The 24,755-nt window shown below is 57.5% G+C and carries 20 protein-coding genes; 7 read left to right on the top strand and 13 right to left on the bottom strand.

The window, feature by feature from the left end; all coding sequences use genetic code 11:
* Positions 1-122: 122 nt before the first annotated feature.
* Positions 123-2,984, bottom strand: coding sequence for an RNA polymerase-associated protein RapA (gene rapA, locus IEX40_RS15125; protein ID WP_188749758.1), 2,862 nt, complete (start codon positions 2,982-2,984; stop codon positions 123-125).
* Between the two features lie 158 nt (positions 2,985-3,142).
* Here rapA and IEX40_RS15120 point away from each other — a divergent pair, with 158 nt between their 5' ends.
* Positions 3,143-3,904: a M90 family metallopeptidase gene (locus IEX40_RS15120; RefSeq protein WP_188749756.1), complete on the top strand. Its 762-nt coding sequence runs from the start codon at positions 3,143-3,145 to the stop codon at positions 3,902-3,904.
* Positions 3,905-3,943: 39 nt separating this feature from the next.
* Here the strand turns inward: IEX40_RS15120 and alaC are convergent, their stop codons facing one another.
* The 4 genes from alaC to IEX40_RS15100 all read right to left on the bottom strand — a co-directional run bounded on the left by alaC (position 3,944) and on the right by IEX40_RS15100 (position 8,312).
* Positions 3,944-5,176, bottom strand: a complete 1,233-nt coding sequence (gene alaC, locus IEX40_RS15115; RefSeq protein WP_188749754.1) for an alanine transaminase — start codon at positions 5,174-5,176, stop codon at positions 3,944-3,946.
* Positions 5,177-5,315: 139 nt separating this feature from the next.
* The gene (locus tag IEX40_RS15110) at positions 5,316-5,723 is read right to left on the bottom strand and encodes an ATP-binding protein (protein ID WP_268235802.1); all 408 of its coding nucleotides are present in this window, start codon (positions 5,721-5,723) and stop codon (positions 5,316-5,318) included.
* Positions 5,724-5,786: 63 nt separating this feature from the next.
* Positions 5,787-6,128: an STAS domain-containing protein gene (locus tag IEX40_RS15105; RefSeq protein WP_188749750.1), complete on the bottom strand. Its 342-nt coding sequence runs from the start codon at positions 6,126-6,128 to the stop codon at positions 5,787-5,789.
* 60 nt (positions 6,129-6,188) lie between these two features.
* Complete coding sequence (locus IEX40_RS15100; protein ID WP_373286485.1) at positions 6,189-8,312, bottom strand: CHASE2 domain-containing protein; 2,124 nt, start codon at positions 8,310-8,312, stop codon at positions 6,189-6,191.
* A 361-nt stretch (positions 8,313-8,673) separates the two neighbouring features.
* On the opposite strand from IEX40_RS15100, the gene glsA reads away from it, so the two are divergent.
* The 3 genes from glsA to IEX40_RS15085 all read left to right on the top strand — a co-directional run bounded on the left by glsA (position 8,674) and on the right by IEX40_RS15085 (position 11,036).
* Positions 8,674-9,648 (top strand): glutaminase A, encoded by a 975-nt coding sequence (glsA, locus tag IEX40_RS15095; protein WP_229680780.1) that lies wholly within the window; start codon positions 8,674-8,676, stop codon positions 9,646-9,648.
* A gap of 214 nt (positions 9,649-9,862) precedes the next feature.
* Positions 9,863-10,321, top strand: coding sequence for a FecR family protein (locus IEX40_RS15090; protein WP_188749744.1), 459 nt, complete (start codon positions 9,863-9,865; stop codon positions 10,319-10,321).
* Between the two features lie 7 nt (positions 10,322-10,328).
* Entirely contained in the window at positions 10,329-11,036 is a 708-nt protein-coding gene (locus tag IEX40_RS15085; RefSeq protein ID WP_188749742.1) for an OmpA family protein, read from the top strand.
* 88 nt (positions 11,037-11,124) lie between these two features.
* Here the strand turns inward: IEX40_RS15085 and IEX40_RS15080 are convergent, their stop codons facing one another.
* The 5 genes from IEX40_RS15080 to trmH all read right to left on the bottom strand — a co-directional run bounded on the left by IEX40_RS15080 (position 11,125) and on the right by trmH (position 18,838).
* Positions 11,125-13,266 carry a TRAP transporter permease gene (locus tag IEX40_RS15080; RefSeq protein WP_188749740.1) on the bottom strand — a complete coding sequence of 714 codons (2,142 nt, stop codon included), beginning with the start codon at positions 13,264-13,266 and terminating at the stop codon, positions 11,125-11,127.
* An 82-nt stretch (positions 13,267-13,348) separates the two neighbouring features.
* Positions 13,349-14,365: a TAXI family TRAP transporter solute-binding subunit gene (locus IEX40_RS15075; RefSeq protein WP_188749738.1), complete on the bottom strand. Its 1,017-nt coding sequence runs from the start codon at positions 14,363-14,365 to the stop codon at positions 13,349-13,351.
* A gap of 245 nt (positions 14,366-14,610) precedes the next feature.
* Positions 14,611-16,014: a sigma-54-dependent transcriptional regulator gene (locus tag IEX40_RS15070; protein WP_188749736.1), complete on the bottom strand. Its 1,404-nt coding sequence runs from the start codon at positions 16,012-16,014 to the stop codon at positions 14,611-14,613.
* Positions 16,011-18,098 (bottom strand): sensor histidine kinase, encoded by a 2,088-nt coding sequence (locus tag IEX40_RS15065; protein WP_188749734.1) that lies wholly within the window; start codon positions 18,096-18,098, stop codon positions 16,011-16,013. The genes IEX40_RS15070 and IEX40_RS15065 overlap by 4 nt, the downstream gene beginning before the upstream one ends.
* 56 nt (positions 18,099-18,154) lie before the next feature.
* Complete coding sequence (gene trmH, locus IEX40_RS15060; RefSeq protein WP_188749732.1) at positions 18,155-18,838, bottom strand: tRNA (guanosine(18)-2'-O)-methyltransferase TrmH; 684 nt, start codon at positions 18,836-18,838, stop codon at positions 18,155-18,157.
* 190 nt (positions 18,839-19,028) lie between these two features.
* On the opposite strand from trmH, the gene IEX40_RS15055 reads away from it, so the two are divergent.
* Positions 19,029-19,898 carry a prephenate dehydratase gene (locus IEX40_RS15055; protein WP_188749730.1) on the top strand — a complete coding sequence of 290 codons (870 nt, stop codon included), beginning with the start codon at positions 19,029-19,031 and terminating at the stop codon, positions 19,896-19,898.
* A 339-nt stretch (positions 19,899-20,237) separates the two neighbouring features.
* Here the strand turns inward: IEX40_RS15055 and IEX40_RS15050 are convergent, their stop codons facing one another.
* Positions 20,238-21,164 (bottom strand): DMT family transporter, encoded by a 927-nt coding sequence (locus tag IEX40_RS15050; RefSeq protein ID WP_188749727.1) that lies wholly within the window; start codon positions 21,162-21,164, stop codon positions 20,238-20,240.
* A 286-nt stretch (positions 21,165-21,450) separates the two neighbouring features.
* Between IEX40_RS15050 and gap the strand changes: the two genes are divergently transcribed.
* Positions 21,451-22,458, top strand: coding sequence for a type I glyceraldehyde-3-phosphate dehydrogenase (gene gap / locus IEX40_RS15045; RefSeq protein WP_188749725.1), 1,008 nt, complete (start codon positions 21,451-21,453; stop codon positions 22,456-22,458).
* 89 nt (positions 22,459-22,547) lie between these two features.
* Here the strand turns inward: gap and IEX40_RS15040 are convergent, their stop codons facing one another.
* Together IEX40_RS15040 and IEX40_RS15035 are read right to left on the bottom strand one after the other, a co-directional pair.
* Positions 22,548-23,237, bottom strand: a complete 690-nt coding sequence (locus IEX40_RS15040; RefSeq protein ID WP_188749724.1) for a pirin family protein — start codon at positions 23,235-23,237, stop codon at positions 22,548-22,550.
* Between the two features lie 37 nt (positions 23,238-23,274).
* Positions 23,275-23,721, bottom strand: a complete 447-nt coding sequence (locus IEX40_RS15035) for a DoxX family protein (RefSeq protein ID WP_188749722.1) — start codon at positions 23,719-23,721, stop codon at positions 23,275-23,277.
* Between the two features lie 112 nt (positions 23,722-23,833).
* Here IEX40_RS15035 and IEX40_RS15030 point away from each other — a divergent pair, with 112 nt between their 5' ends.
* Positions 23,834-24,754 carry a LysR family transcriptional regulator gene (locus IEX40_RS15030; protein WP_188749720.1) on the top strand — a complete coding sequence of 307 codons (921 nt, stop codon included), beginning with the start codon at positions 23,834-23,836 and terminating at the stop codon, positions 24,752-24,754.
* The last annotated feature ends 1 nt before the right edge of the window (position 24,755 follow it).

The raw sequence follows: 24,755 nt of genomic DNA, 5'->3' as shown, positions 1-24,755 counted from the left end.
TAACCGAATCTTACCTGTTGGAGCACCTGAGCCGCCCAAAGTTTCACCGCCACAGGGGAAAACAATTAAAGGAATAATAACCGGGTCCGACTATTTTATCAGGACCCGGATCAATACTCCGCTTACTCTCGCACCAGAATCACCCGTACTGCATCAAGCTTGAGCTCAGCACGGGACAGGGCGTCCGCCATCTGTTCCCTGCGCCCAGCAAGCGCTTCGAGCTCCTGTGGATGGATGCCGGGATTTACCGCCGCCAACGCTTCCAGTCGCTGGTATTCGGCGCCCTGCTCGGCGTGCATCCGCTCCAGTGCCTGCTCGACCATCGGTGCAAGCTGCTTCTGCGCCAGAACGTCGGCCTGCTTGAGCTGGGTAACGATCTGCTCACGAGCCAGCCGCACCATATTTTGCCCGGCGGTACGCGATACCGTCTCCGCCAGCTTGTTCAGCGGCTCATGCCCCAGCGGCCCCGCCAGATCCTGGCCATTGGGACCGACCAGCACCCGCACCAGTCCCTTGGGCAGATAGCGCTGCAACTGCAGTGCCCGCGGTGCCGTGGTGTGCAGCTGGAAGATCGCTTCCAGCAACAGGGTACCCGGCGGCAGCGGCGGCAGTTTCAGCGTCACCAAGGAATTATTGCCATATTCGCCGCGCAGGATCAGCTCCATGGTGCCGGCCAGCAACGGGTGCTCCCAGCTCATGTACTCAATATCCTCTCGCGACAACGCCCGCTCGCGATTGAAGGTCAGCGTCAGCCCCTCGTCCTCAAGGCCTGGCAGCTGACACAGCATGTGTTCGCCCATCTGCAGTACCAGGCCATCCTCACCATGAGGCTGGGTATCAACGCCGAATCGCTCGAACAGTTTCTCGGCGTAGGCCTGCAGCTCCTCTCCCGACTCAGCGTCGATCACCGCGGCTGTTAGTGCCTCGGCGCGCTCCTGATCGCAGCTGCCCAGCTCCAGTAGCCGGTCGCGACCTGTGGCCAGCCGGTCCTCAAGCTCAATACGGGCGCTGCTGGTATCGGCGATCAGTTGCTGGAGCGCCTGGCTGTTCTGCGGATCGTTCAGGCATTCATACAGCTCGTCGGCGACCTGATGATAGATCGCCTCTCCGCTGGCGCAGACACGGCTGAACGCCTCCAGACCACTGTCATACCAATCCAGCAGCACGCCTACAGCACTGTCCTGATAATAGGGAACATGGATCTGGATATCGAAACGCTGCCCGATACGGTCGAGGCGACCGATACGCTGCTCCAGCAGGTCAGGGCTCAGCGGCAGATCAAACAGGACCAGGTGATTGGCAAACTGGAAGTTGCGCCCCTCTGAGCCAATCTCAGAACAGATCAAAACCTGGGCACCCAGCTCCAGATCGGAAAAATAGGCGGCGGCACGGTCGCGATTGATCAGCGACATCCCCTCATGGAACGCCGCGGTGCGCAGCCCCTGACGCAGGTTAAGATACTCCTCCAGCGCGATCGCAGTCTCCGCATGGGCGCAGATCACCAGCGCCTTATCCTTGCGGTTCTCGCGCAACCACTCCACCAGCCACTCCACTCGCGGATCGAACTCGACCCATTCAGGCCCCAACAGCAGCTCCGGATGCAGCATCTGCTCCATCCGCGCGGTCAACGCCGCCTCCTCGTACACCGCCGGCATCGGCAGCGGAACCGCGTCGAGCTGCCGGGAGCGGAAACCGCTGACGCTGTCACGGGTGTTACGGAACAGCACGCGGCCGGTGCCATGGCGGTCGATCAGCGACGCGATCAGTACCGACAGTCCCTGTTCTCGCTTATCCCGCGGCAACGCCAGCCAGTTGCCCAGTGCCTCATCCCCGAGCCAGCCGGCAATCTCGTGCTGCACGCGGCTATCGGCGGCCAACAGGTCGGCTCCGCCCTCCTCCAGCAGCGGCTCGATGGCGTGGCTGAGATGGTGAAAACGATCACTCTCGGCAACGAAGCTTTCCAGATCGTGATAACGCTCGGGGTCAAGCAGGCGCAGGCGCGCAAAGTGTCCTTCGGGGCCCAGTTGTTCAGGCGTGGCCGTCAGCAGCAACACGCCCGGTATTTTCTCGGACAGCGCCTCGATACAGCGGTAACCGTGGCTGACCGCCGTGGGTGTCCAACCCAGATGATGCGCTTCATCCACCACCAGCAGGTCCCAGCTCGCCAACAGCGCCTGCTTAAGCCGGGCATCGCGCTGGGTTAGCAGGGACAGCGGACAGAGTACCAGCTGGCTGGACTCGAACGGGTTACCGCTATCAGACTCCAGCAACGCCATGCAGCGCTCTTCGTCCAGCAGCGTGAACATCAGGTTGAAGCGGCGCAGCAGTTCCACCAGCCATTGGTGCACCAGGTTATCGGGCACAACCACCAACACCCGGCTGGCACGACCACTGATCAGGCGCTGGTGCATCACCAGGCCCGCTTCGATGGTCTTGCCCAACCCCACCTCATCAGCCAGCAATGCACGCGGGTGCTGCCGTGATGAGAGTTCCACCGCAATATGGAACTGATGTGGCAGCAGTTGTACCCGCGCACCGAGCAGTCCGTACACCGGTGAACTCATCAGCCGGTGATGATGCTCAAGGGTACGCACACGCAGTTTAAACAGGCCGTTGCGATCGATCTGGCCGGCCAGCAAACGTTGTTCCGGGCGTGCAAAGTGAACGGCGCTATCCAGTTCAGGCTCGGTCAGGACCACCTCGCCCCCTTCGGCATCGCTGCAGCGGTAGATGAAGCAGCCACGATTCTCGAATCGCTCGAGCACCTCAAGCGTGTCACCGTGATGGTTGTTGACCTGCTCACCGGGTTCATAGATCACACGGCTTAACGGTGCATTATCGATCGCGTAGGTTCGCTGCTCCATCACCGCGGGAAATGCGATCTCGACACGACGATTGGCACACTCAATGACTATGCCTAACCCCAGATCCGCTTCCGTATTACTGATCCAGCGCTGACCGGGGGTAAACTGCTCGTGAGACAAAACCTGAACTCCATCTGTGGCTAGGGGTAAAACGGGGCGCACATGATAGCTCGACTCGAGCCAGAATGCTGCCCTTGCGGCTCTGCTTCACAAGCCTAGCAAAAGACTGCGACAGTATTCGGTTAAACTGTGCGCATATGCGCTACTGGAATCGCACTATGTTCGAAAAGCTGTTTGCTTATCTGAGCGCCGCCCACCAGCCGATCGTTACCATCGATGACGAGCAGTGGTGCATGTTGATCGCGTCTACCCCTCTGCTTAAGCAACTGGAGGCATCTGCGCAGCAGAGATTAAAGGGGCTCAGCGAACGTTTTCTGGCCGAAAAACGCTTCTTCGGCGGTGACGAACTACAACTGGAGCTGAACATGGTGCTCAGGGTTGCGGCTCTCGCCTGTTTACCCGTGCTTGATCTGGGCTACCACTGGCTGGACGACATTCGCGAGGTGGGGATCTATCCGGATGCATTTATGGTTCACCACCAGGAGCTGGATGAGTTTGGCGTCGTGCATGAGCGTTATGAGCCGCTGAGCGGCGAAACCTGGGAACATGGCACCCTGGTGCTCTCCTGGCCCGACATCTTGCACTCCGGCCTGCTGACGGATGGGCATAATGTGGTGATCCATGAGATCGCCCATGTGCTGGATGCACGCAACGGCTCATTCAACGGTTTTCCGCCATTAACCAAGGGGATGGTTGCACATGACTGGACTCGGACGTTCAGCCGCGCCTTTGAGCGGTTAAACCAGCAGCTGGATAGCGGAGTTGAAACCCGGATCGACCCGTATGCGGCAACCTCACCGGCCGAATTCTTCGCCGTAACCAGCGAGTACCACTTCGAGCGACCGGATATTCTGAGGGAGGCGTTTCCGGCGGTAGCCGAGCTGTTGGGCCGATTCTACGATCCGGCGGAGGGGAGATAGCGGTGGCCGTATACAGCCACCGCCAGAAATTAACCCAGGTTATCGCTGCTTGGACGGTACCTCGATCAGGCCATCCTTACGGAACATCGCCTTGATGCCACGCACCGCCTGGCGGATGCGATCCTGGTTTTCGATCAGCGCGAAGCGCACGTAGTCGTTTCCATAGTCACCAAAACCGATACCGGGCGAGACACACACCTTGGCGTCGGCGAGCAGTTTCTTGGAGAACTCCAGCGAGCCCATCTCACGATAGGGTTCGGGGATCTTGGCCCATATGTACATGGAGGCTTTCGGGATATCGACCATCCAGCCAGCCTCGTGCAACCCTTTGGCCAGCGCATTGCGACGCTGGCGGTACTGTTCGGCGATATCGCGCACACACTGCTGATCACCCTCAAGCGCGGCGATGGCCGCCACCTGCAGCGGGGTAAAGGTGCCATAGTCGTGGTAGCTCTTGATCCGCGCCAACGCGTGCACTAGCTCCTTGTTGCCAACCATGAAACCGATGCGCCAGCCCGCCATGTTGTAGCTCTTGGACAGGGTGAAGAACTCCACCGCCACATCCTTCGCCCCCGGCACCTGCATGATCGATGGCGCCTTCCAGCCATCATAGACGATGTCGGCGTAGGCCAGGTCATGGACGACGATGATGCCGTACTGCTTGGCCAGGGCAACCACGCGTTCGAAGAAATCCAGTTCTACGCACTGTGCGGTCGGGTTCGAGGGGAAGCCCAGAATCATCATCTTCGGCTTCGGAATCGCTTCGCGAATCGCCCGCTCCAGCTCGACAAAAAAGTCCACACCGGGAATCAGCGGTACGGAACGTACCTGAGCGCCGGCGATCACCGCACCGTAGATATGGATCGGGTAACTCGGATTGGGTACCAACACCGTGTCCCCGTGGTCGCAGGTTGCCAGCATCAGATGTGCCAACCCCTCCTTGGAACCGATGGTGACGATCGCCTCCTCTTCGGGGTCGATCTCTACATCGTAGCGGTCCTTATACCAGTGCGAGATCGCCCGGCGCAGACGCGGAATGCCGCGCGACGTGGAGTAGCCGTGGGTATCTTCACGCTGTGCCACGGTACACAGTTTTTCAACGATATGCGGAGGTGTTGGACCGTCCGGGTTGCCCATGCTGAAGTCGATGATGTCTTCGCCACGCCGACGCGCGGCCATCTTCAGCTCGGCGGTGATATTGAACACATAGGGGGGAAGACGATCGATACGGGAAAAACGGCGTACGGGGGGAGTGCCAGCATTATCGGCCATAATAACCTCTTGTCACGTAAGCGCCCGGAACCGTCCGAGCGACGCCGGCCATGCTCTCATGACCGTGCGGCTAGCATAGCGCGTCGCAAGCACGCTGAACAGACGCCACCCAGCCTTGTACGACGCCATCTAACCGATATCAGCTTGAGGGGATGACACTGGTTAGCTTCAACCGGTTTTTGTTGTCGCTCCGCTCGTACTCGTATCGATCCATGTAGTGTTTAATCAGATCGATGCCAAGCCCGCCGATTTTAGCATCGTCAAGCGATTGCGGCTTTTTATGCGGCTTTGCATTGACCGGATTGAACGGTATCCCATCATCCTCGATCAGCAGCGTCACTTCATCGGGCCCCACCCCAAGCGCCAGATGTATCTGGCGTCCATCCTCTTCCGGATAGGCATAGAAGATGATGTTGGTAACCGCTTCGTTGGCACACAAGTCAAACTTGAACAGCATTTCTTGCGGTACCTGATAGTGACGCAGCACCTCACCAAGCCAACGGCTCATTCTGGGGATCTCCGACGTTGCATTGGTGATTGTAAGCAACGGACTTTCGTCTTTAAGTTCTGTCAGCTCCAAACCCCATACCCCTGTTGATTGGGAAACCTGTTATTGGGAAACTTTGCCGAGTGCCAGTCCATAGTCCATACACACGTCCATGATCTTATCGATGCCCGATATCTCCAAAACGCTCTTTACGTCGGGCTGTGGATTCAGTACGACATACTTGCCACCCCGGCGACTCACCGCCTTGGCATTGATCAACAGTGAGCGTATGCCGATCGATGACATATAGGGCACCTCGGCCATGTCCACGATCACACCACTATGCTCACCGCCTGTCAGCTCGCCGAAACGTGCCTCAATCTGTTGGACCCCCTCGATATCCATTCGGCCGGACAGATTGATTTTCAACACACCACTCTCAAGCTCTTCTCCATCGATATTCATTCAACACCTCGTCCTTTGACTCCGTTTAGATAGTAACTAGCGTAGTTGCCGACTTAGAGGCTAGCCAACACCGTGCCAACGTATCACCATGATCGTTAAGTCATCCGCCGGATCTGCATCGCCCATGAAGCTACGAACCTCCTGCTCCACCTTTTGCATCAAGCCACTGGAATCCTGCTCTTCACCGAGCGACTCCACTACACGCTCCAGACGATCGCGTCCGAACAGGGCCTGATCCAGATCAGCCGCCTCGGTAATTCCATCGGTGAAAATACACAAAAACTCGTCAGTCGACAGACGGTGATGGAAGGTTTCATATCGGTAGTCGTCCATAATAGCGATCGGTGGGCCGCTACTATGGATAAGCGTACCGACACGACAGCCCGGAGCCACAAGAAGCGGTGGTTCATGGCCAGCATTCACGTAGATCAACTCGCCACTGCGCAGATCCAGAATACCGATAAAAGCGGTTACAAAGAGCAACTCCGGATTATCCCGCGCGATCTCCCTGTTCGCCTGACTGACCAGTTCCCCCAGTTCGATATCCGGATCACTGCGCAGTGCAATGCTTTTGCACAGTGTTTTACTGATGACCATGAACAACGCCGCATGCACCCCTTTGCCGCAGACGTCGCCAATAATGAAAAACACCCTATTCGCATCAAGCATGAAACAGTCGTAAAGGTCGCCCCCGACCATCTTCGCCGGCTCCATCATGGCCGCCAGATCGAGACGCGGTTCCGCGCGAAATACCTGACCGGGGTCAGGCACGATACTCATCTGAAACCGCTTCGCCGCCTCCATCTCCCCCTGAATACGCAGCGCGGCCTCACGTTGCTCGCGCAAGTCCTCCTCAAGCCCCTCAATCTTACCCTCTCCTCTCATCATCGCGTCTGCCAGCAGTGCGACATACAAAACCGCAAACAGCAGATAGGGTGACGCGATATCGATCAGCACCTGGTAACGGCTGTAAAGCACCAAGCCTGCAGCCGCGAGCAAGCAAACCAGAAGCACCACCAGCGGCAGTTGGAACCACATTCTCAATCTTGGCAACAGGTAGATAACCGTGATGCCGAGAATCAGCATCAGCCCCCCCTCGACCAACGGTGCCCATTGCGGGCGCAGCAACGTACTGGCGTCGAAGACCGTTTCAAGTACCTGGGCATGGATCTCGACTCCAGGAACACGCTCCCCTAACGCCGTGCTCGGAAAGTCGACGAGCCCCAAACCGGTAAACCCGATCAGTACCAGCTTCCGCTCAAACAGTGAGGGATCAAAATCACCCTCCAGAACACGGGTCGCAGAGACAAAACGTGCCGGATCATGCTCACTGTAATGGACCCAAATTGAGCCGTCGGCCTGGGTCGGGATATCCAACTCTCCGACTCCGACCCCAATCACGCCGTTGTTATCCGCTGTAACAGAAAAGACTGGCGCTCCGATCGCCAGGCGCAACATCTCCAATGACAACGAGGGCAACATCTGATTTCCGACCGCGGCCACCATCGGCACTCGCCGTACGACGCCTCGCTCTATATCGGCGCTTAGTATGGAGTGTCCAGCCACTGCGTTCTGTAGCATATCGATACTGGTCAGCGCGCCCTGGTATCGACGCACGGAGGGCAACGGATCCTCTCCCCGTATCTGAACCGGCGTTGCCACCAAAGAGAAGGGATGGCGCTCATCGATACCCGCCACACCGAGTACCGTGGGGTATCGCTGCAGAACCTGCGCGAGTCGTTCGTCATTGCTCGGCAAACTACAAAGTTCTTCAAGCAAGCCCTCGCGTATTCCCGGGATCAGCGTTCCGACACTGCAGGGCGAGACACGATCCGGTTCCGGCATGATGATATCGATGCCAATCGCCGCCGGATTAGCCTCCCCCACCCGCTCGATCAGCTCAGCCAGTCGACTGCGTGGCCAGGGCCATTGCCCGAACTGCTTCAAGCTCGCCTCATCGATGTCGACGATGATAGCGGGGCCTGAAACGCGCTCTCGCGGAATCAACATCTGATAGAGATCGAAACAAAATCCCCGAAGTGCCGCCTGCATGGGAATGAACCCCAGAAGGTGAAACAGCAATAACAGTAATAGCCCGACAGGCAATATCCAGCCCTTGAGAAAGGGTGACAAGACCGAATGCGTATTACCTATTTTCAGCCTGATCAAAACGCTATACCTCATCCTTGGTGGTCAGGAGGTGCCGATAGCAGACAGTTTCGAATATTACCTCATCTAATCATGTAAATAGATTTCCGACCAGTACTGTTAATACACCCGCACTCATTTGTTCGCTAGAAAGATATAAAAGATATATAGATTATATATGCACCATTTAGCAGCATTTAGCACCAAGCCTGTGCAACAGATTTATTTTATGCATCCATTTACCAACACATTTGACATAAGCTTTAATTATTACATCAATATTAATAAATACTTATCTCGCACCGCTACGAACTGATCAAACAGTCAGAAAATGGCATATTTTGTGCGTTCCCCACTTTCAGTTTTTCGCCCACAGGCTGACTGAATGAGGTGCCTGATGAAGGAACAGGTCTGGCTCCAGGAATTGATCGACCATCTACACTCCAAGCATGCGTCAAACTTCGAGGGGGAAATCGCGACCTATATCCCCGAACTGAGCAAAGCCGATCCTGCCCACTTCGGAGCGGCATTCGTGACCTCGAACGGAAGCATCGTAGAAGCCGGCACTGCCGACGTCTGCTTCACCATTCAATCGATCTCTAAGCCCCTCACCTACGGTATGGCCCTGGAAGCCTTTGGCGAAGACGAAGTTGCCAAGTATGTAGGTGTCGAACCCAGCGGCGATGCGTTCAACTCAATTGAGCTGGAAAAACTTAGCAACCGCCCCTTCAATCCGATGGTCAATGCCGGAGCGATTACTGTCACCGCGATGCTGTACCAAAAATATGGCGACAACACCTTTCACGAGATAATGAGTCGGTTTAGTGCGGCAGCCGGGAGACAGCTTGAGTTCGACGAGGATGTATATCGCTCAGAGTCCCGTACCGGACACCGCAACCGGGCGATCGCCTACCTGCTGCTGAATTTCGGCATGGTGCCGGATCAGGTTGAAGCGGCACTGGATATCTACTTCAAGCAGTGTTCGATCCTGGTTAACTGCCGAGATCTGGCGACTATCGCCGCAACGCTCTCCAACCTGGGAAAAAATCCGGTCACTCAGACTGAAGTATTCGACATCGACAGGGTCAAGGATATGCTGTCGATCATGTTCACCTGCGGCATGTACGACTATTCGGGACAGTGGGCCTATCGAGTCGGAGTACCGGCCAAGAGCGGTGTCAGCGGCGGCGTCATGTCGGTAGTTAACCGGCAATTAGGCATCGCCACCTACTCGCCGTTACTGGATAGCAAGGGGAATAGCTGTCGGGGTATACGTTTGTGTACTGATCTCGCTCAAGAGCTGGGACTTCATGTATTTGACTGCATGAATGCAGGCTCAAGTTACCTGAATGCCATGCTGGAAAACAATTGACTATTTTGCTACTCCGATAATATGTGTGTAGTAATAGCGTGCAACATTTCAGGATTAATCATGAAATTAACACATATATAAAATAGATGCTTGCGCTATGGTTAACTAAGAGTTAAATCTTAACGCCTATGCGAGGCCCATATCGGGAGGCAGTCCTCGTTAAGCGCGCCGGATAATCCACGATTTACGGCGATAAAATCAAAAGGATCGTACAATGTCCAGCTGCCTTAAAACATGTATCCCTATTATTGCATTATCACTTTCCAGCCTCATCGCCCATGCCGGTGACGAGAGTATCGGTCATATCAAAACTCTCAAGGGTAGCGCGTTTATCGAGCGCTCAGGGCAAGTGATCGCTGTAACTCCAGGCCAGGAGGTCTATGGTCAGGACAGCATACGTACCGGCGCCGAAGGATCGGTCGGACTGCTATTCCTGGATGACTCAAGGGTCGCAATAGGTCCAAACTCCCGTATCGCGTTGGATAGCTTCAATTTCGATCGAAAAACCCATGACGGCGACTTCGGCATGTCGCTGAAGCAGGGAACCCTGTCCGCAATAGCAGGCAAGCTGACCGAAAAGAATCCAGGCGCCATGAAGGTAAAAACCCCGGCGGCGATCCTCGCCGTACGTGGAACCGAATTCTCGGTCAAGGTTCCCCCGACACAGGAGTGATCTCTGCATGATCAGACAGGGAAGGTCTCTGGCCCCGTTGTTCGTCATGTTAAGCGTTTCAGGTTGTACCCTGTACAGCGGCACGGTTAATACCTTAGGTCCCTCTAAGCCGGTGTCGGACCTGCGACCACAAACAGCGGTTGAGTCACTGGTGCTTTCGACCACACCGCCCCCTTTCTGTCCGGCAGGCGAGGTGTATATGGTGATGCCGGAAGATGGCCGTGTCGGGGTGGTCACGGTAACGCTAAACTCCGGTGAGCAGTATCAACTGGAGGGCGACTACAGCGCCATGAGCTTGAACGGTGACCAAGTCAGGACCTATACCGGCAATGAGGAGGAGCTTCGCGCCACCTTTGGTGAGGCATACGATGCGGTACCCGCGGCACCACTCTATTCGATGGTGTACTTCAAGTTTGCCACCGATGAATTGACACCGGAATCGCGCGAACTCGCCAAGCAGATCTACAGTGCAGTACTTGAGCGTAGCGCCCCGGAAGTGCTGGTCACCGGACATACCGATACCAGTGGTCCAGCCGATCTCAATTTGCGCTTGTCCAAAGACCGCGCGGAAGCGGTGAAGCGGGACCTGGTCAAATTGGGTATTGAGCTACAAACCATCAAAACCTTTGCCAAGGGTGAAACGGAGCTACTGATCGACACCCCGGATAACACCCGAGAACCAAGAAACCGTCGTGTCGAGATCAATGTACGCTGATTAACCGTGCAACGACCAGATCAAAAAAACGGCGGTCACCCCTCAGTCAAGCTGGAGAGTGCCGCCGTTTACGGTGCGTGTTGGAACCTTACCCGGATTGAGTCTGCATAGCCGTCGTATCGAAGCGCCGACTGTAGATGAACAGCCCGACAAATACCACCGCCGCAATCAGATCATAGAGCAGCTGGCCGTGGGGCCAGAGCAACCCCAGCGCACAAATACCGCTGAGCAGTCGCAAGGCGATATTCAGCCTCCCTTCCAGATATCCCTCCATGAAGCCGACAAAGGCATACATACCGAGGATACCGAAGGTGAAGATGGTCAGCACCTCGCTCCAGCTGCCGCCGATGAACGGTGTGTAGGCAAACAGCAACGGCACCACATAGAGCCCCTTGGATAGCTTCCAGGCGGTAAAGCCGGTGGCCATCGGCGGTGTACGCGCGATCGCCGCAGCAGCAAAGGCAGTCAGACAGACTGGCGGCGTCACGTTGGAATCCTGCGACAGCCAGAAGATGATCATGTGCGCTGACAGCAGCAGCATTGACAGCAGGGTCGGATCCAGCGCCTGCTGCAGCAACTGCCCCTTGAAGTCGGACGGTACCTGGGCCACCAGCGCGGCCGCATCGGCCGCAGGCATCGGCTGCGCCAGAGCGGTCAATGCATTGGGATCAATCAGCATAAAGATGGTCCGCGCCGCTTCCGGCAACTGCCCGGACACGATCAGATCGATCAGTTCCCGCTCCGCCATCAGGTTGTACAGCGCCGGCGCCGACAGCGTGGCAAGCACGATGTAGGCCGCGGTTACAGGCAAGCCCATGCCCAGGATCAGTGAGGCCAGTGCCACCAACAGGATGGTGATCAGCAGACTGCCACTGGCCCAGTTGGTCACCATCAGTGAGAAGGTGTTGCCGATACCGGTCATCGATACCACGTTGACGACAATACCGACCGCAATCAGCAGCATCGCCGTGGTGGCCATATTCCGCGATCCCTGAGCCAAGGCATCCAGTACGTCGCGCAGCCCCATTTTCCTTGGTGACAGCCAGGAGGCGACGACCACGGAGATAATCGAGATTCCCGCCGCATAGGTCGGCGTGAAGCCGTATATCAGCAGCGCTACCAGCACGATGATCGGCAGCAAACAGTGCCACCCCTCCTTCATCACCTCCTTGAACGGGCGTGCGTGCATCTCCACCGCGGAAGCATGGCTGCGCTTGGCCTCGACCCGGACATAGAAACCGACCGACAGGAAGTAGAGCAGTGCCGGCAGTGCGGCGATGCCGATGATGGTGACATAGGGGATCTGGGTGTAGGAGGCCATGATGAACGCTCCCGCGCCCATCACCGGCGGCATCAACTGCCCACCGGTGGAGGCAGCCGCTTCCACACCGGCTGCGAACCGCGCCGGGAAGCCCGCTTTCTGCATCATCGGGATGGTGATTACACCGGTCGACACGGTATTGGCCACAGAGGAGCCGGACACCGATCCCATCAGGCCGGAACCGAACACCGCGACCAGGCCAGGACCACCCACAAATCGCCCTGCAACGCAGCGTGACAGCTCGATGATAAAATCGCCGGCGCCGGATTTGACCAGGAAAGCGCCAAACAGAATGAACATGAACACGTAGGTCCAGGAGATCTGGGCGATGGCGCCGAACATCCCCTCTGAGGAGAAGTAGCTGCGAAACAGCACCGTCTCCAGGCTCAAGCCCGGGAACTGGAACATACCCGGCACATACTGGCCCCACCAAAATACATAGGTCAGCGCCACCAGAATCAGCGACGGGATGAACCAGCCGGTGGTACGCCGGGTCATCTCCAGCGCGATTAAAATCGCGACCACGGCCACGACCCAGTCCGACGCGATGAAGTGGACACCGCGCTGGTATAACGCATCCTCAAACAGCATCAGATAGAGGGTAGTGGCGACCGCCACCAGACCGATCAGAAGATCGATCGCCAGCACCAATTTGGCGCTGCCCGCCCCGGTGGTCGAACGCATCGGCACCATCAGCGCGGTGATCAGCGCGAAGCCACTGAAATGGATGGCCGAGACCCAAAGCTCGGACATTGTCCCCAGGGTGTTGAAATAGATATGCACCAGCGCGAAAAGCACGCCGGCCCAGTAGATAAAGCGGCCGACCAGCGATCTTTCGTCGCGTTGCGCCAGCTCCAGGCTCTTCAGGCGCTCTGCCGTTTGCTGATCATCCATTGGCGTTGCCGTCATTGGATCTACCCTCGATTGGTCATTGCGAGCTCTGACCGGCTTCCTTCAGGCGGAAGCCGGTCGACGACAGACAGGAAGGCGATCAGTTCTTGATCGTGAGACCCATTTCCCGGTAGAAACGCGCGGCACCCGAATGCAGGGGTACCGGCAGACCTGCGATCGCTTTCTCCAACGCCATCGCCTTGGTGGCGGCATGAATACCGTTCAGGAACGGCAGGTTCTCATAGATGGTTTTGGTCAACTGGTAGACATCCTCCTCCGACACGTCTTCACGTACCGCGAGGAAGTTAGGCTGTGCGATGGTGTTGATCTCCTTGGTCTGGCCAGGATAGGTGTTGGCCGGAATCACGTAGCGGGTCCAGAGGTCATAGTGACCGTTGGCCTGCGCCATCTGCTTGTCGGTAAAGTCCAGTACCGTGATATCGCCGCCCATGGCCGCGTAGGCGCGGGTGATCGCCGAGGTCGGCACACCGGAGGGGATGTTCATGCCATCGATTGTCCCGTTCTGCATAGCATCGGCGGAGGGGCCGTAGCCCATGTAGGCCAGGTTGAACTTATCCGGGTCGATGCCCAGGTTGCCGAGGATGGTGCGGCCGGAGCCCTCTGTACCCGAATTCTTCGGCCCGATAGAGAATTTGATGTCTTCAAAACCCTTCAGATCATCGATGGTACCGGTCTTGGCATAGGAGGAACGGACCACGAACTGTTCGACGTTCTGCCACAACATAGTGACTGAACGCAGACCGGTCTGAGGGCCAGAATCTTTCAGTTCGCCCTCCCCGTGCCACGCCCAGGCACCGTAAAGCCCTTGCAGGATCGCAAACTGCGCTTCGTTCTCGCGCAACAACTTGATGTTCTCACCGGAGCCTGCAGAGTTGATCGCGGACAGCGACAGGCCGATGGTGGGTTCCAGCTTGACCTTGGCCAGCGTGGCAACTGCTACACCTACCGGATAGTAGGTGCCGCCAGTGGACGCCGTAGCCAGAATATAGGAGCGCTTCTCTTCAGCAGCCTGAACCAGGCTCATACTGGAAGCGGCAACACCCACCGCCAGCGCCATGCCCATACTCTTGATGAAGTTGCGTTTGTTGATTGTCATTCCTGCATCCTTTTTTGTGTTTATATCGCACCTCTGCCTCCCGCGGTCGCGACGATGGGGTAAGGTCGCGCCGGAAGCAGGCCCCGTTAACGGAGTACATCAGGTATAGCAAAGGATGGACCAGGCTCCAGAAAAAATCCTATCCTAATGAAAAAAAAGAATATTTTAGATTCAGGGAAGAGGTATCCAGTGGCGATAGGCAATATTTTGCTTATTATTCGAGGCCGCAATAAGCAAAAAATTGCTCATGGGGACTCGTCGGGAACAAACTCGCTACGGTTGATACCGTAGCGCAGCATTTTCTGATTCAGGGTACGTCGCGGCAGATCCAGCTCCTCCATCACCGCCTTGATGTTGCCCCGGTGCGTTTTGAGACTGAGCCGGATCACCTGGGCCTCGAACTCATCCACCTGCACCGCCAACGGCAGGTGGCGCTGGTTGATTCTGGGCGTGACCAGCGGCACCTGGCCGCGAGAGAGCAACTCCGCAGCCGAAGAGCGGTGATCAAGCGCAAAACGTATTGCCACGTTTTTCAGCTCCCGCACATTGCCGGGCCAGGCGTAGGACTGGAGTGCGCAGATATCGTGATCGCTCAGCGGCCTCGGCTCGCGCTGGTGGTCTGTCGCGGCCTGGGCGACATAGTGCGCGAACAGCAGCGGCACATCATCAAGCCGATCCCGCAACGGGGCGAGGTGCAGTTCCGACACGCAGAGACGATAGAACAGGTCCTCACGGAACCCCTCCTCCTCGCGCAGATCCACTTTGGCAGCCGCCACCACACGCAGGTTGACCGGAATCGATTGATTGGAGCCCAACCGCTCGATCACCCCCTCCTGCAGGGCACGCAACAACTTGACCTGCAGATTTACCGGCATGCTCTCGATCTCATCCAGAAACAGCGTGCCGCCGCTGGCATACTCAAACTTGCCGATACGGCGTTTACTGGCACCGGTAAATGCACCCACCTCATGGCCGAACAGCTCGCTCTCGATAAGGTTTTCCGGAATCGCACCGCAGTTGATCGGCACGAAGGGTTTGCCGGATCGAGGGCTGAATTCATGCAGGCACTGGGCCACCAGCTCTTTGCCGGTACCCGTCTCACCGTAAATGATGACGTTGGTATTGAGCTGACCTAGCAGCAGGATCTCGTCGCGCACTCTCGAAATCGCCGGGGAGATTCCGATCAGCTTGCCCGCGAGCCCCGAGCGACTCGCCAGATCCAGCTGCAGACGCCGGTTCTCCAGGGTCAGCCGTCGCTTGTCGCAGGCTCTTTGCAGGGTTTCCGCCAGCCGGTCGGGAACGTAGGGCTTCTCGATAAAATCGTAAGCGCCCTCGTGCATGGCACCTATCGCCATATCCACGTCGCCGTGGGCGGTCAACAGAATCACCGGCAATCCGGGCAGCGTCTGCTGCACCTCACGCATCAGCGCCAGCCCATCCATGCCCGGCATACGCACATCGGTAAGCAACACTCCTGGCCAGCCCTCGTTCAACTGAGCCAGCGCCTGCTCGGCACTGGAGAGGCTGACGACATGGAAGCCGCAGATCGACAGCCACTGCTCGGTGGCCTCCCGTACCATCGCTTCATCGTCCACCAACATCACACAGCGGCACTCGTTGACGGCCTGGATCGGCAGTTCGGGTTTCATATCACCTCTTGTCCATTACCGGTCGGTTGTTGCTCGCCGGCTGACGAGCTATCAAAGCGTTTCAGACGCAGTTCGAAGCAGGCGCCACCCTCTGCGCGGTTGGTGGCAAGTATATCGCCACCGAGATCGCGAACGATCGACTGTACGATTGCCAGCCCCAGGCCGAGACCGCTGCCCACCTCCTTGGTGGTAAAAAAGGGCTCGAACAGCTGGGCGCGATGCTCCTCCGCGATACCCGGCCCGTTGTCCGCCACCGAGAGATAGACATTCTGCTCATCTGAGGCAACGTGCAAAATCAAGCGATTGGGTCCAGGCCTGGGCTGCATGGCGTCACAGGCGTTCTTGATCAGGTTGATCAGCACCTGTTCAAAACGTGCCTGGTCACCGGAGAGATGGAGCCCGGAGGCCGGCGGCGTATAGTCAAGCTGCAACTGCATCTCGCTGAAGCGGCCACGAAACATCGCCAGCACCTGGTCGATCGACTGCGCTACCGGTACCGGTCCGACCTGCTCCGGTTTGCGGTAGGCGAATGTCTTCAGCTGTCCAGTGATCAGCGCCATACGGTCGATCAGGCTTTCGAGCTGGCGCAGATTTTCGCGCTGCTGTTCCGGATTGTCGAGCTGTCGCCGACAGATCGCCAGGTAGGTTCGCAACGCGGTCAACGGCTGGTTCAACTCATGCACCACCGACGCCGACATCCGGCCCAAGGCTGCCAGTTTGCCCGCCTGTACCAGCTCCGCCTGCGCCTCCTCCAGCGCCCGGGTGCGCTCGATCACCTTGTGTTCCAGCGATTCATTGGCTTCACGCAGCGCCTGTTCCAACCGCTTGCGCCGGCTGATGTCGATAACGGTGACCAGATAGCCCAGCTCCGGATGATCGGTCATACCCCGTACCGACACCATCATCGGGAACAGCGTACCATCGGCACGGCGCCCGACCATCTCGGCACCTGTCAGCGGTTGGAATCGATCGGTGCCGAGATTAGACAATGTCTCACGCAGCAACTCGCTGCTGCCACCGCTGAGCAGCTCCTCTACCGTACGGTTGCGCATCAGCTCCAGCGACACGCCGAACTGCTGCATCGCCATCGGGTTGATGAACTGGATCAGTCCGCTCCGGTCCACATTGATCAGCCCCACTTGGGCGGTACTGATCATATCGCGTTGGCGCTCCTGACTCAGAGCACGCTCACGCGCCTGATCCAATTGCAGCGCCTTTTTCTGGCGCGACTCCCTCAGGTACAGGAACAACAGCGCCAACGCGAAACCGCCACCACCGATCGCACCGGCGGCAATCCGCTGCTGTTGCTGAACGATGCGGGCATCGCTCAGCACACTGACACGCCAGTCGAGATCGTCCAGCACCACACTCTGGGCTAGATAGACGATGCCATTGAGGGTCAACAGCTGGATCTTTGCGCCATCGCTCAGAGACTCCGATTTTGCCTCGGGCAGTCGATCGGGCATCATCACGCTGAACAGACGCTCACCGTCGATATCATTGATGATGAAGGGGTAGTCGATCGGCAGCTGTTCGCGCAGCTTGTCCAGTTCCACCCGCATCGCCGCCACCCCGATCAGACGCTGCTCATCGTAGATCGGCGCCGACATGTACAGCGCCTGCCTTGGAGGAACCCCCTCATGCACAAATTGGCGCCCCTCGTTGCCGGCGATCGCCTGGCGAAAATACTCCATCTCGGCCTGCGAGCCGCCCAATAACATTCGTTGATCCCGCCAGTTGCTTGAGGACCTCAGCAGACCGTCCAGATCGAACACCATCAGCGCACTTGAACCGGACACCAGGTTGATCTGTTCAAGGTAGCGGTTAACCGGCTCACTGCTCTCTGCGCCGGGACTGCGCAACAAACCACGGACCTCTCGGCTCTGGGTCAACACGAAGGGGAGATAGCGATACTGATCCAGCGCGCTGCGTAACAGGCTGATATTGCCCAGCAACCTATCGGTACCCTCCTCGTGGAGGCGCATCAACGACCAGTTACGCGTGTAGGCAGCCCCCTCCAGCGCGAGCATCAATACCACTGCCAGATAGAGCGCCATCAATATCAGTGGCCGGAACGACAGCACATCCACCTCTCACTTTTCTGTGGCCGACAGTCTGTGGTAGACAGTCATGGACGGACTCAGGCCCGCTTCGCCAGTAACCTTTGGCACGCGGCAGGATCGAGCAACTCCCCCAGGTCATCATATTCAGGATAGGGCAAACCGGCGGTCAAGCAGTGCGCCGCGATCTTCGGATAGCGGGATTCGAACATGTGACGGGCGGTTTCGCGCACCGGCATGCGGTCCAGCTCGTACAGACCGGCGAGTTGGCGCTGGCGCTGAGCTTCAATCAGGATAATACCCGCCGCCGTTGAGACGTTGAGCGACTCCACCATGCCCATCATCGGCACCGTGATGTGCGCATCGGCCTCCCGAGCGGCCAACTCGCTGATCCCCTCTTTCTCAGCGCCCATCAAGATGGCGCAAGGCTGGGTATAGTCCACGTCACGGAAATCGACAGCGCTGTCCGACAGGTGCGCCGCGTAGATCTTCATACCCAGCTCCCTGACCGTCGCGATTGCGCTGTCCAAGGTGTCATGCAGCACGGAGTCGACCCAACGATCACTGCCACGGGAGGTGCCACGGTAACGGCGATACTCGTGATCAGGCTTGACCACATGCATGCGCGGAATACCGACGGCATCACAGTTGCGGACCAGGGCGGCGATATTGCGCGGTTTGTGCACCTTGTCGGTAATCAGTGTCAGATCGGGCTGGCGTCGCCGCAATATCTCCAGTAAGCGCTGTTCACGTTCCGGGGTCATGAGCTCTCCTCTATTCTGTTCAGCGCAGTTTACCGCAGATGCTGTCTGTTTTTCCCGTCTAAGGCTCGGTACAACGGCCCAGAGCAGCTAACTTACCCTGTCGGCAGCGCTTATCCTTGTTTTTCCGCCCCAATGCCTGTGCCATAATCGACCGCTTCGTACAACGCCTATCGATGGAATATCAAGCGCAATGACCGACACCAACAACATCATCGCCTATCAGGGATACCCCGGAGCCTACTCCCACCTCTCCTGTACCCGAGTCTTCCCGGACATGGAGACCCAGGCTTGCGAGAACTTTTTTGATGCGATGTTTATGGTCGACAATGGCGAGGCCCGGCTGGCGATGATCCCGCTGGAAAACTCGACCGCCGGTCGCGTTGAAGAGATCTATCGACTGATGCCGAAAACCCAGCTGCACATCATCGGCGAGCACTTCGAACCGGTGAATCACTGCCTGCTGGCGCTGCCCGGTACCCGCATCGAAGATTTGAAAACCATCTCATCCCACCCCCAAGCGCTGGCGCAGTGTGATGGCAATATCAAGGCGCTGGGGCTGAGCCCGATCGCGGCGCTGGATACCGCGGGATCCGCAGCCGAGCTGGCGGAAAATCCGAATCAGAGCCATGCGGTGATCGCCTCCAGCCTCGCCGCCGAACTGTACGGTCTGGAGATCCTGCAGGAAAATTTCCAGGACAAAAGCGGCAACACCACGCGCTTTATCATCCTGGCGAAAGATAGCCATATGCCGCCCCTGGACGCTGATGAGCGCTACATGACGACCATTATGTTTGCCGTGCGCAACATGCCGGCCGCCCTGTACAAGGCGCTGGGCGGCTTCGCCACCAACGGCATCAACATGGTCAAGCTGGAGAGTTATATGGAGTCCGACACCATGCAGGTGTCGAGTTTCCATCTTGATGTCGAAGCGCATCCACATGAGCAGGCGATGCAGTATGCCCTGCAGGAGCTGCACTTTTTCGCCAAAACGGTACGCATTATCGGCACGTATCCGGCCCACCCGTTCCGCCAGAGCAGGCAGATGAAAACCGAAGACTGATCACGAAAGTGAATTTTTGCTTTTGGATCCGAGATTTAGCGGACGCGCAAAACCGATCTTGCTGCAATGCAGTAAATATGGCCATTTTTATAACCAAATTGTTTAAAAAACAAGCTAATTGCTATTGTGCATTGCAGCATACGCGCTATGCTTAAGGTGTCCTGAAGGATCAGGACGCGACAGGTGTCTCTCTTCACCTATCGCATCCCATCTTGCAGCTCCGGCCGTTGGAGTTGTTTGCACTTTGCCTACCCCTCTCCGCCAGGAGAGGGGTCTTTTTACAAATTCAGTTTGTTCTCACGGGCTCCGGCACCGCAGTGCGGCCAGATTCTAACGCGCTCAGCTTTTCTCGTCTCGCGTAAGGCGTAGCCAGTAGCGTACTGCTGGCCAGCGGTTGACCAGCATGGCCAGGAAGATCAGTGAACAGCCCAGCACCTGTAGCAGACTCATCCTCTCTCCCAACCACCATACCGCCATCAATGCCGCCCACACCGGCTCCAGGGTCATAATGATGGCTGCGTGACTGGCCGGTGCCAGCCCTTGGGCTCGGGTCTGAATCGAAAACCTGAGGCTGGTGGCAAGCAGTACGCTGGCCAGAAACCAGCCCCATATCTCCAGTGGCTGATCGAAGCTCCAACTCTCAATCAGGCTCGATAGCAGGAAGGTGATCACGCCGGCTATCACCAACTGAATTGCAGTCAACGGCACCGCCGGGATTCGGGCGGAGGCACGGCTGTTGAGAATGAAGGTCAACGAGAAGAACAGCGCTGCCACGAGGAAAAAGATCTCACCCCAGCCAATCACGAATTCGGCATCCAGTGACAGGCAGGCCATGCCGATGGCGACGAAAGGCAGCGAGTAGAACACATAGCGGTTCGGCCGCTCACCGAACAGCAACCCCACCAACGGCACCATCACCACCCCCAGGCTGGTCAGGAAAGCACCGACACCGATATGACTGGCCAGGTGCAGACCCACGATCCAGAAGGCGATGGCTATACCGAAGAAAACTCCGACACGCAGACTTGCACGCCACTGTTCCGCCGACAGCGCCCGCAGCGAGCCGAAACGAAGGCAGCCCAACAGCAGTCCGGCACTGGTAAAACGCATACACATGAACAGCAACGGCGCAAAGCCGACCAGCGCCTCCTTGGAAAATATCCAGCCGGCGCCGGCCAGTATTGTGGTCAGGATCAGTAGCAGATCCGCCTTGAGATGATTGGAGAGGACCACCCCTTTCGACTCCTTGTATGCCAACGTCTCCATATAATCCAGTCGCCAACAGTTTTAGCGGACGGAGGAGCTGATCAAAGCTGTCAGCACCTATCGGCTAGTTGATTTGGCAGCCGCGCTTCCATCGTGCTTGCAACACACTGTGCGGTGTGAAACTGGCGATCGGCGCCAGAGACGCTTTACTGATATAGAGCAATGAAGATTAGAAAGCCCTCGGTACCGAATTGCGCGAACCCACTGGGCTGGATGATAAAGAGATGAATAGTACCGGAAAATTCGCCGGTCGTTCAGTACATCAGCGTGACGGAAGGAGTTTTATATGGCCAAGATTCGCATAGCGATCAACGGAATGGGACGGATAGGCCGCAACATCGTACGCGCCCTTCATGAAGGCGGATATCAGGACCGCATAGAGGTGATAGCGATCAACGATCTGGGCGACATAAAAATCAACGCGCACTTACTGAAATATGACTCGGTACACGGCCGGTTCGGAACCGATGTTCGGATCGACAACGGTAAGCTGGTGGTGGGAGGACAACGGATCGAAAACCTCAGCGAATCTAACCCCACGCGACTCCCCTGGGCCGAACTCGATGTCGATGTGGTGTGCGAATGCACCGGGCACTTTACCAGCCGTGATAAGGCGGCTGCTCATCTTGAGGCAGGCGCGAAAAAAGTACTGCTATCGGCACCAGGGCAAGGCGTTGATGCCACAGTGGTTTTCGGCATCAATGACAACGTATTGAAGCCCGAGCACCGGATCGTCTCCAACGCCTCCTGCACCACCAACTGCCTGGCCCCCGTCGCCAAGGCGCTCAACGACGGCATCGGCATCGACAGGGGTTTGATGACCACCATCCATGCCTATACCAATGACCAGAACCTTAGCGACCTTTACCACAGTGACCCCTATCGTGCACGAGCGGCCACTCAATCGATGATCCCGACCAAGACCGGAGCCGCCGCCGCAGTCGGCTTGGTACTGCCGGAGCTCGACGGCAAACTGGACGGGATGGCGGTGCGGGTGCCAACCATCAACGTATCGCTGGTAGATCTGACGTTTCGGGCGGAGCGGCTGACCAGCGTCGAAGAGGTCAACCGCATCATGCGCGACGCTGCAGCAGGTCCGATGAAGGGAATATTGGAGATCAACGATCTGCCGCTGGTATCGGTGGACTTCAACCACAACCCGGCATCATCGATCTTCGATATCAGCCATACACGGGTCAACGGCGATCTGGTCAAGGTGATGGCCTGGTACGATAACGAGTGGGGATTCTCCAACCGGATGCTCGACAACGTACTGGCATTGATGTCGATCTGACCCGAACCCGCACTGCCCGCCGTAAACCCTCGCAGCCGTGGCCAACGGTGATCAAACCGGGCCACGGATCTACCATGTCGTTACAATCGTCAGGCGGCCAGGTCGAACAGCAATGCCTCGACACTGTTATCAGCCGCGATATCAAGAAGCGATTCCTTCTCGATGATCACGCCATCCCCCTCTTGCAACACCCTGCCGTTAAGCGCCAGAGCGCCCCGCGCAACCTGAAGGTAGTGCAGCCGAGTGGTTTGAAGCGGCAGTTCGATACGCTCGCCAGACAGCCTGAGTTGATAGATCCGGGCGTCCTGATGCAGCTTAAGCGACCCGTTTGCCCCATCCGGTGAGACGATGAGGGTTACCCCCTTCGCATCGCTGAAATCCTTCTGCGCATAACTGGGCTGCAGGCCCGGCTGCTCCGGACGGATCCAGATCTGCAGGAAGTGCAAATGTGTCTCCGGCTCCGGATTGAACTCGCTGTGCATGATGCCGGTGCCCGCGCTCATCACCTGCACCTCGCCGGCACGCAGGCGGGTCCGGTTGCCCATAGTATCCCGGTGTTCGATACTGCCGTCGAGGATGTAGCTGATGATCTCCATATCCCGGTGGGGATGGGTCTCGAACCCCGCACCAGGGACTACCCGGTCGTCATTGATCACCCTCAGGCTGGATACGCCCATATGGCGAGGGTCGTAATAGTGGCCGAAGGAGAAGGTATGACGGCTGTCGAGCCAGTCGATGCGGAACTGCCCCCTCTCCTCTGCCGGTCTTAGCTTGATCATCTCCGCTCTCCTCTGGGACCTGTTAAGTGGGTACCGGTCAGGCACCCACTTTAGCCAGCTTACGATCGATCGACAGTGCGCCACCGCCCTGGATCGCCAGTGCGACGGATACCGCCAGCAGTGACAGACCAAACTCATAGCCTCCATTCGACATGAACAGTCCGTTACCGATATGTACCGCCAGGATCGCCACCAGCATGGTAATCGCCAGCACGGCAGCAGCCGGACGCACCAGCAGGCCAAGCAGCAACAGGATACCACCGAAGAACTCGGCGCTACCGGCGCCCAACGCCATCAGGTACCCGGGTTCCAGGCCGATGGAGGCCATCCACTGTCCGGTGCCCTCAAGGCCGTAGCCGCCGAAGGCGCCAAACAGCTTCTGTGCACCGTGGGCGGCGAAGATAATCCCGGTGGGGATACGCAGGGCCAGAGAAGCCAGGCTGTCGTTGGTTGAAAGCAGTTTATTGATCGCTGTGTTGTTCATCGCTGTCCACCTCGTTTAATTCAATGTGTTTGTTCATTGAGCCCACTATAGTCACTGGACAGATAAAAAAATAACGGTGATATTTGAGCTTTCAGTTCAAATTAATTGAATTATGAACACACCTCTAACCCTGGATGCACTGCGCATTCTCGACGCCATCGACCGGCGCAAAAGTTTCGCTGCGGCAGCGGAGGAGCTCTACCGAGTGCCATCGGCCATCTCCTACACCATCGGCAAACTGGAGGAGGATCTCGGGGTACAGCTTTTTGACCGCAGCCGGCGTAAAGCGGAACTGACCGCCGTGGGTCGATTGGTTCTGGAACAGGGACGACAGATTCTCATCGCCAGTGAAGAGCTTACTGTATTGGCCCGGCAGGCAGCGGCCGGCTGGGAAGCGGAGCTGCGCATCGCAGTGGACTCTGCACTGGGGTTTGATGCTATCTATGACTTGATCGAGCGCTTTCAACAGGTCCAGCCCCACACTGAAGTCAGAGTAGCCGAAGAGGTATTGGCTGGCAGCTGGGACGCGCTCAATGCACAACGCTGTGATCTGGTTATCGGCGCCGCTGGCGACCCGCCCGGCCAGGGCTTCTCTACCCTGCCACTGGGCGAGCTGGTGTTCGAGTTCGCGGTCGCCACCGACCACCCACTTACTCGCATGCCACAACCGCTCTCGATGGAGCTGATCCGTCAATACCCTACTGTGGTGGTTGCCGATAGCTCCCGATACCTGCCGGTGCGCTCCTCTGGGCTGCTGGATGGCCGCAGCCGTATTGTGGTCGACTCGCTTCAGCGCAAGATCGATGTGCAATCAAGAGGGTTAGGGGTTGGCTACCTGCCGCTGAACCTGATGCAGTCAGCGCTTCAAACAGGCAGCTTGCAGGTCTTGAAGCTGGCGGAAAGCCGACCGCCGCAAAGCATCTCGGCCGCCTGGCACTCCAGCAACCGGGGCAAGGGGCTGAAATGGTTTATCGACCAGTTGCGCGACATGCAGTTCGACTCTCGACTTGGACTGATCCCGATTGAGCGTTAGC

It is taken from the genome of Marinobacterium zhoushanense (assembly GCF_014641945.1).
GTDB lineage: Bacteria > Pseudomonadota > Gammaproteobacteria > Pseudomonadales > Balneatricaceae > Marinobacterium_D > Marinobacterium_D zhoushanense.
Note: the sequence above shows the minus strand (reverse complement) of the source record. Positions and strands in the feature narration are given on the sequence as shown.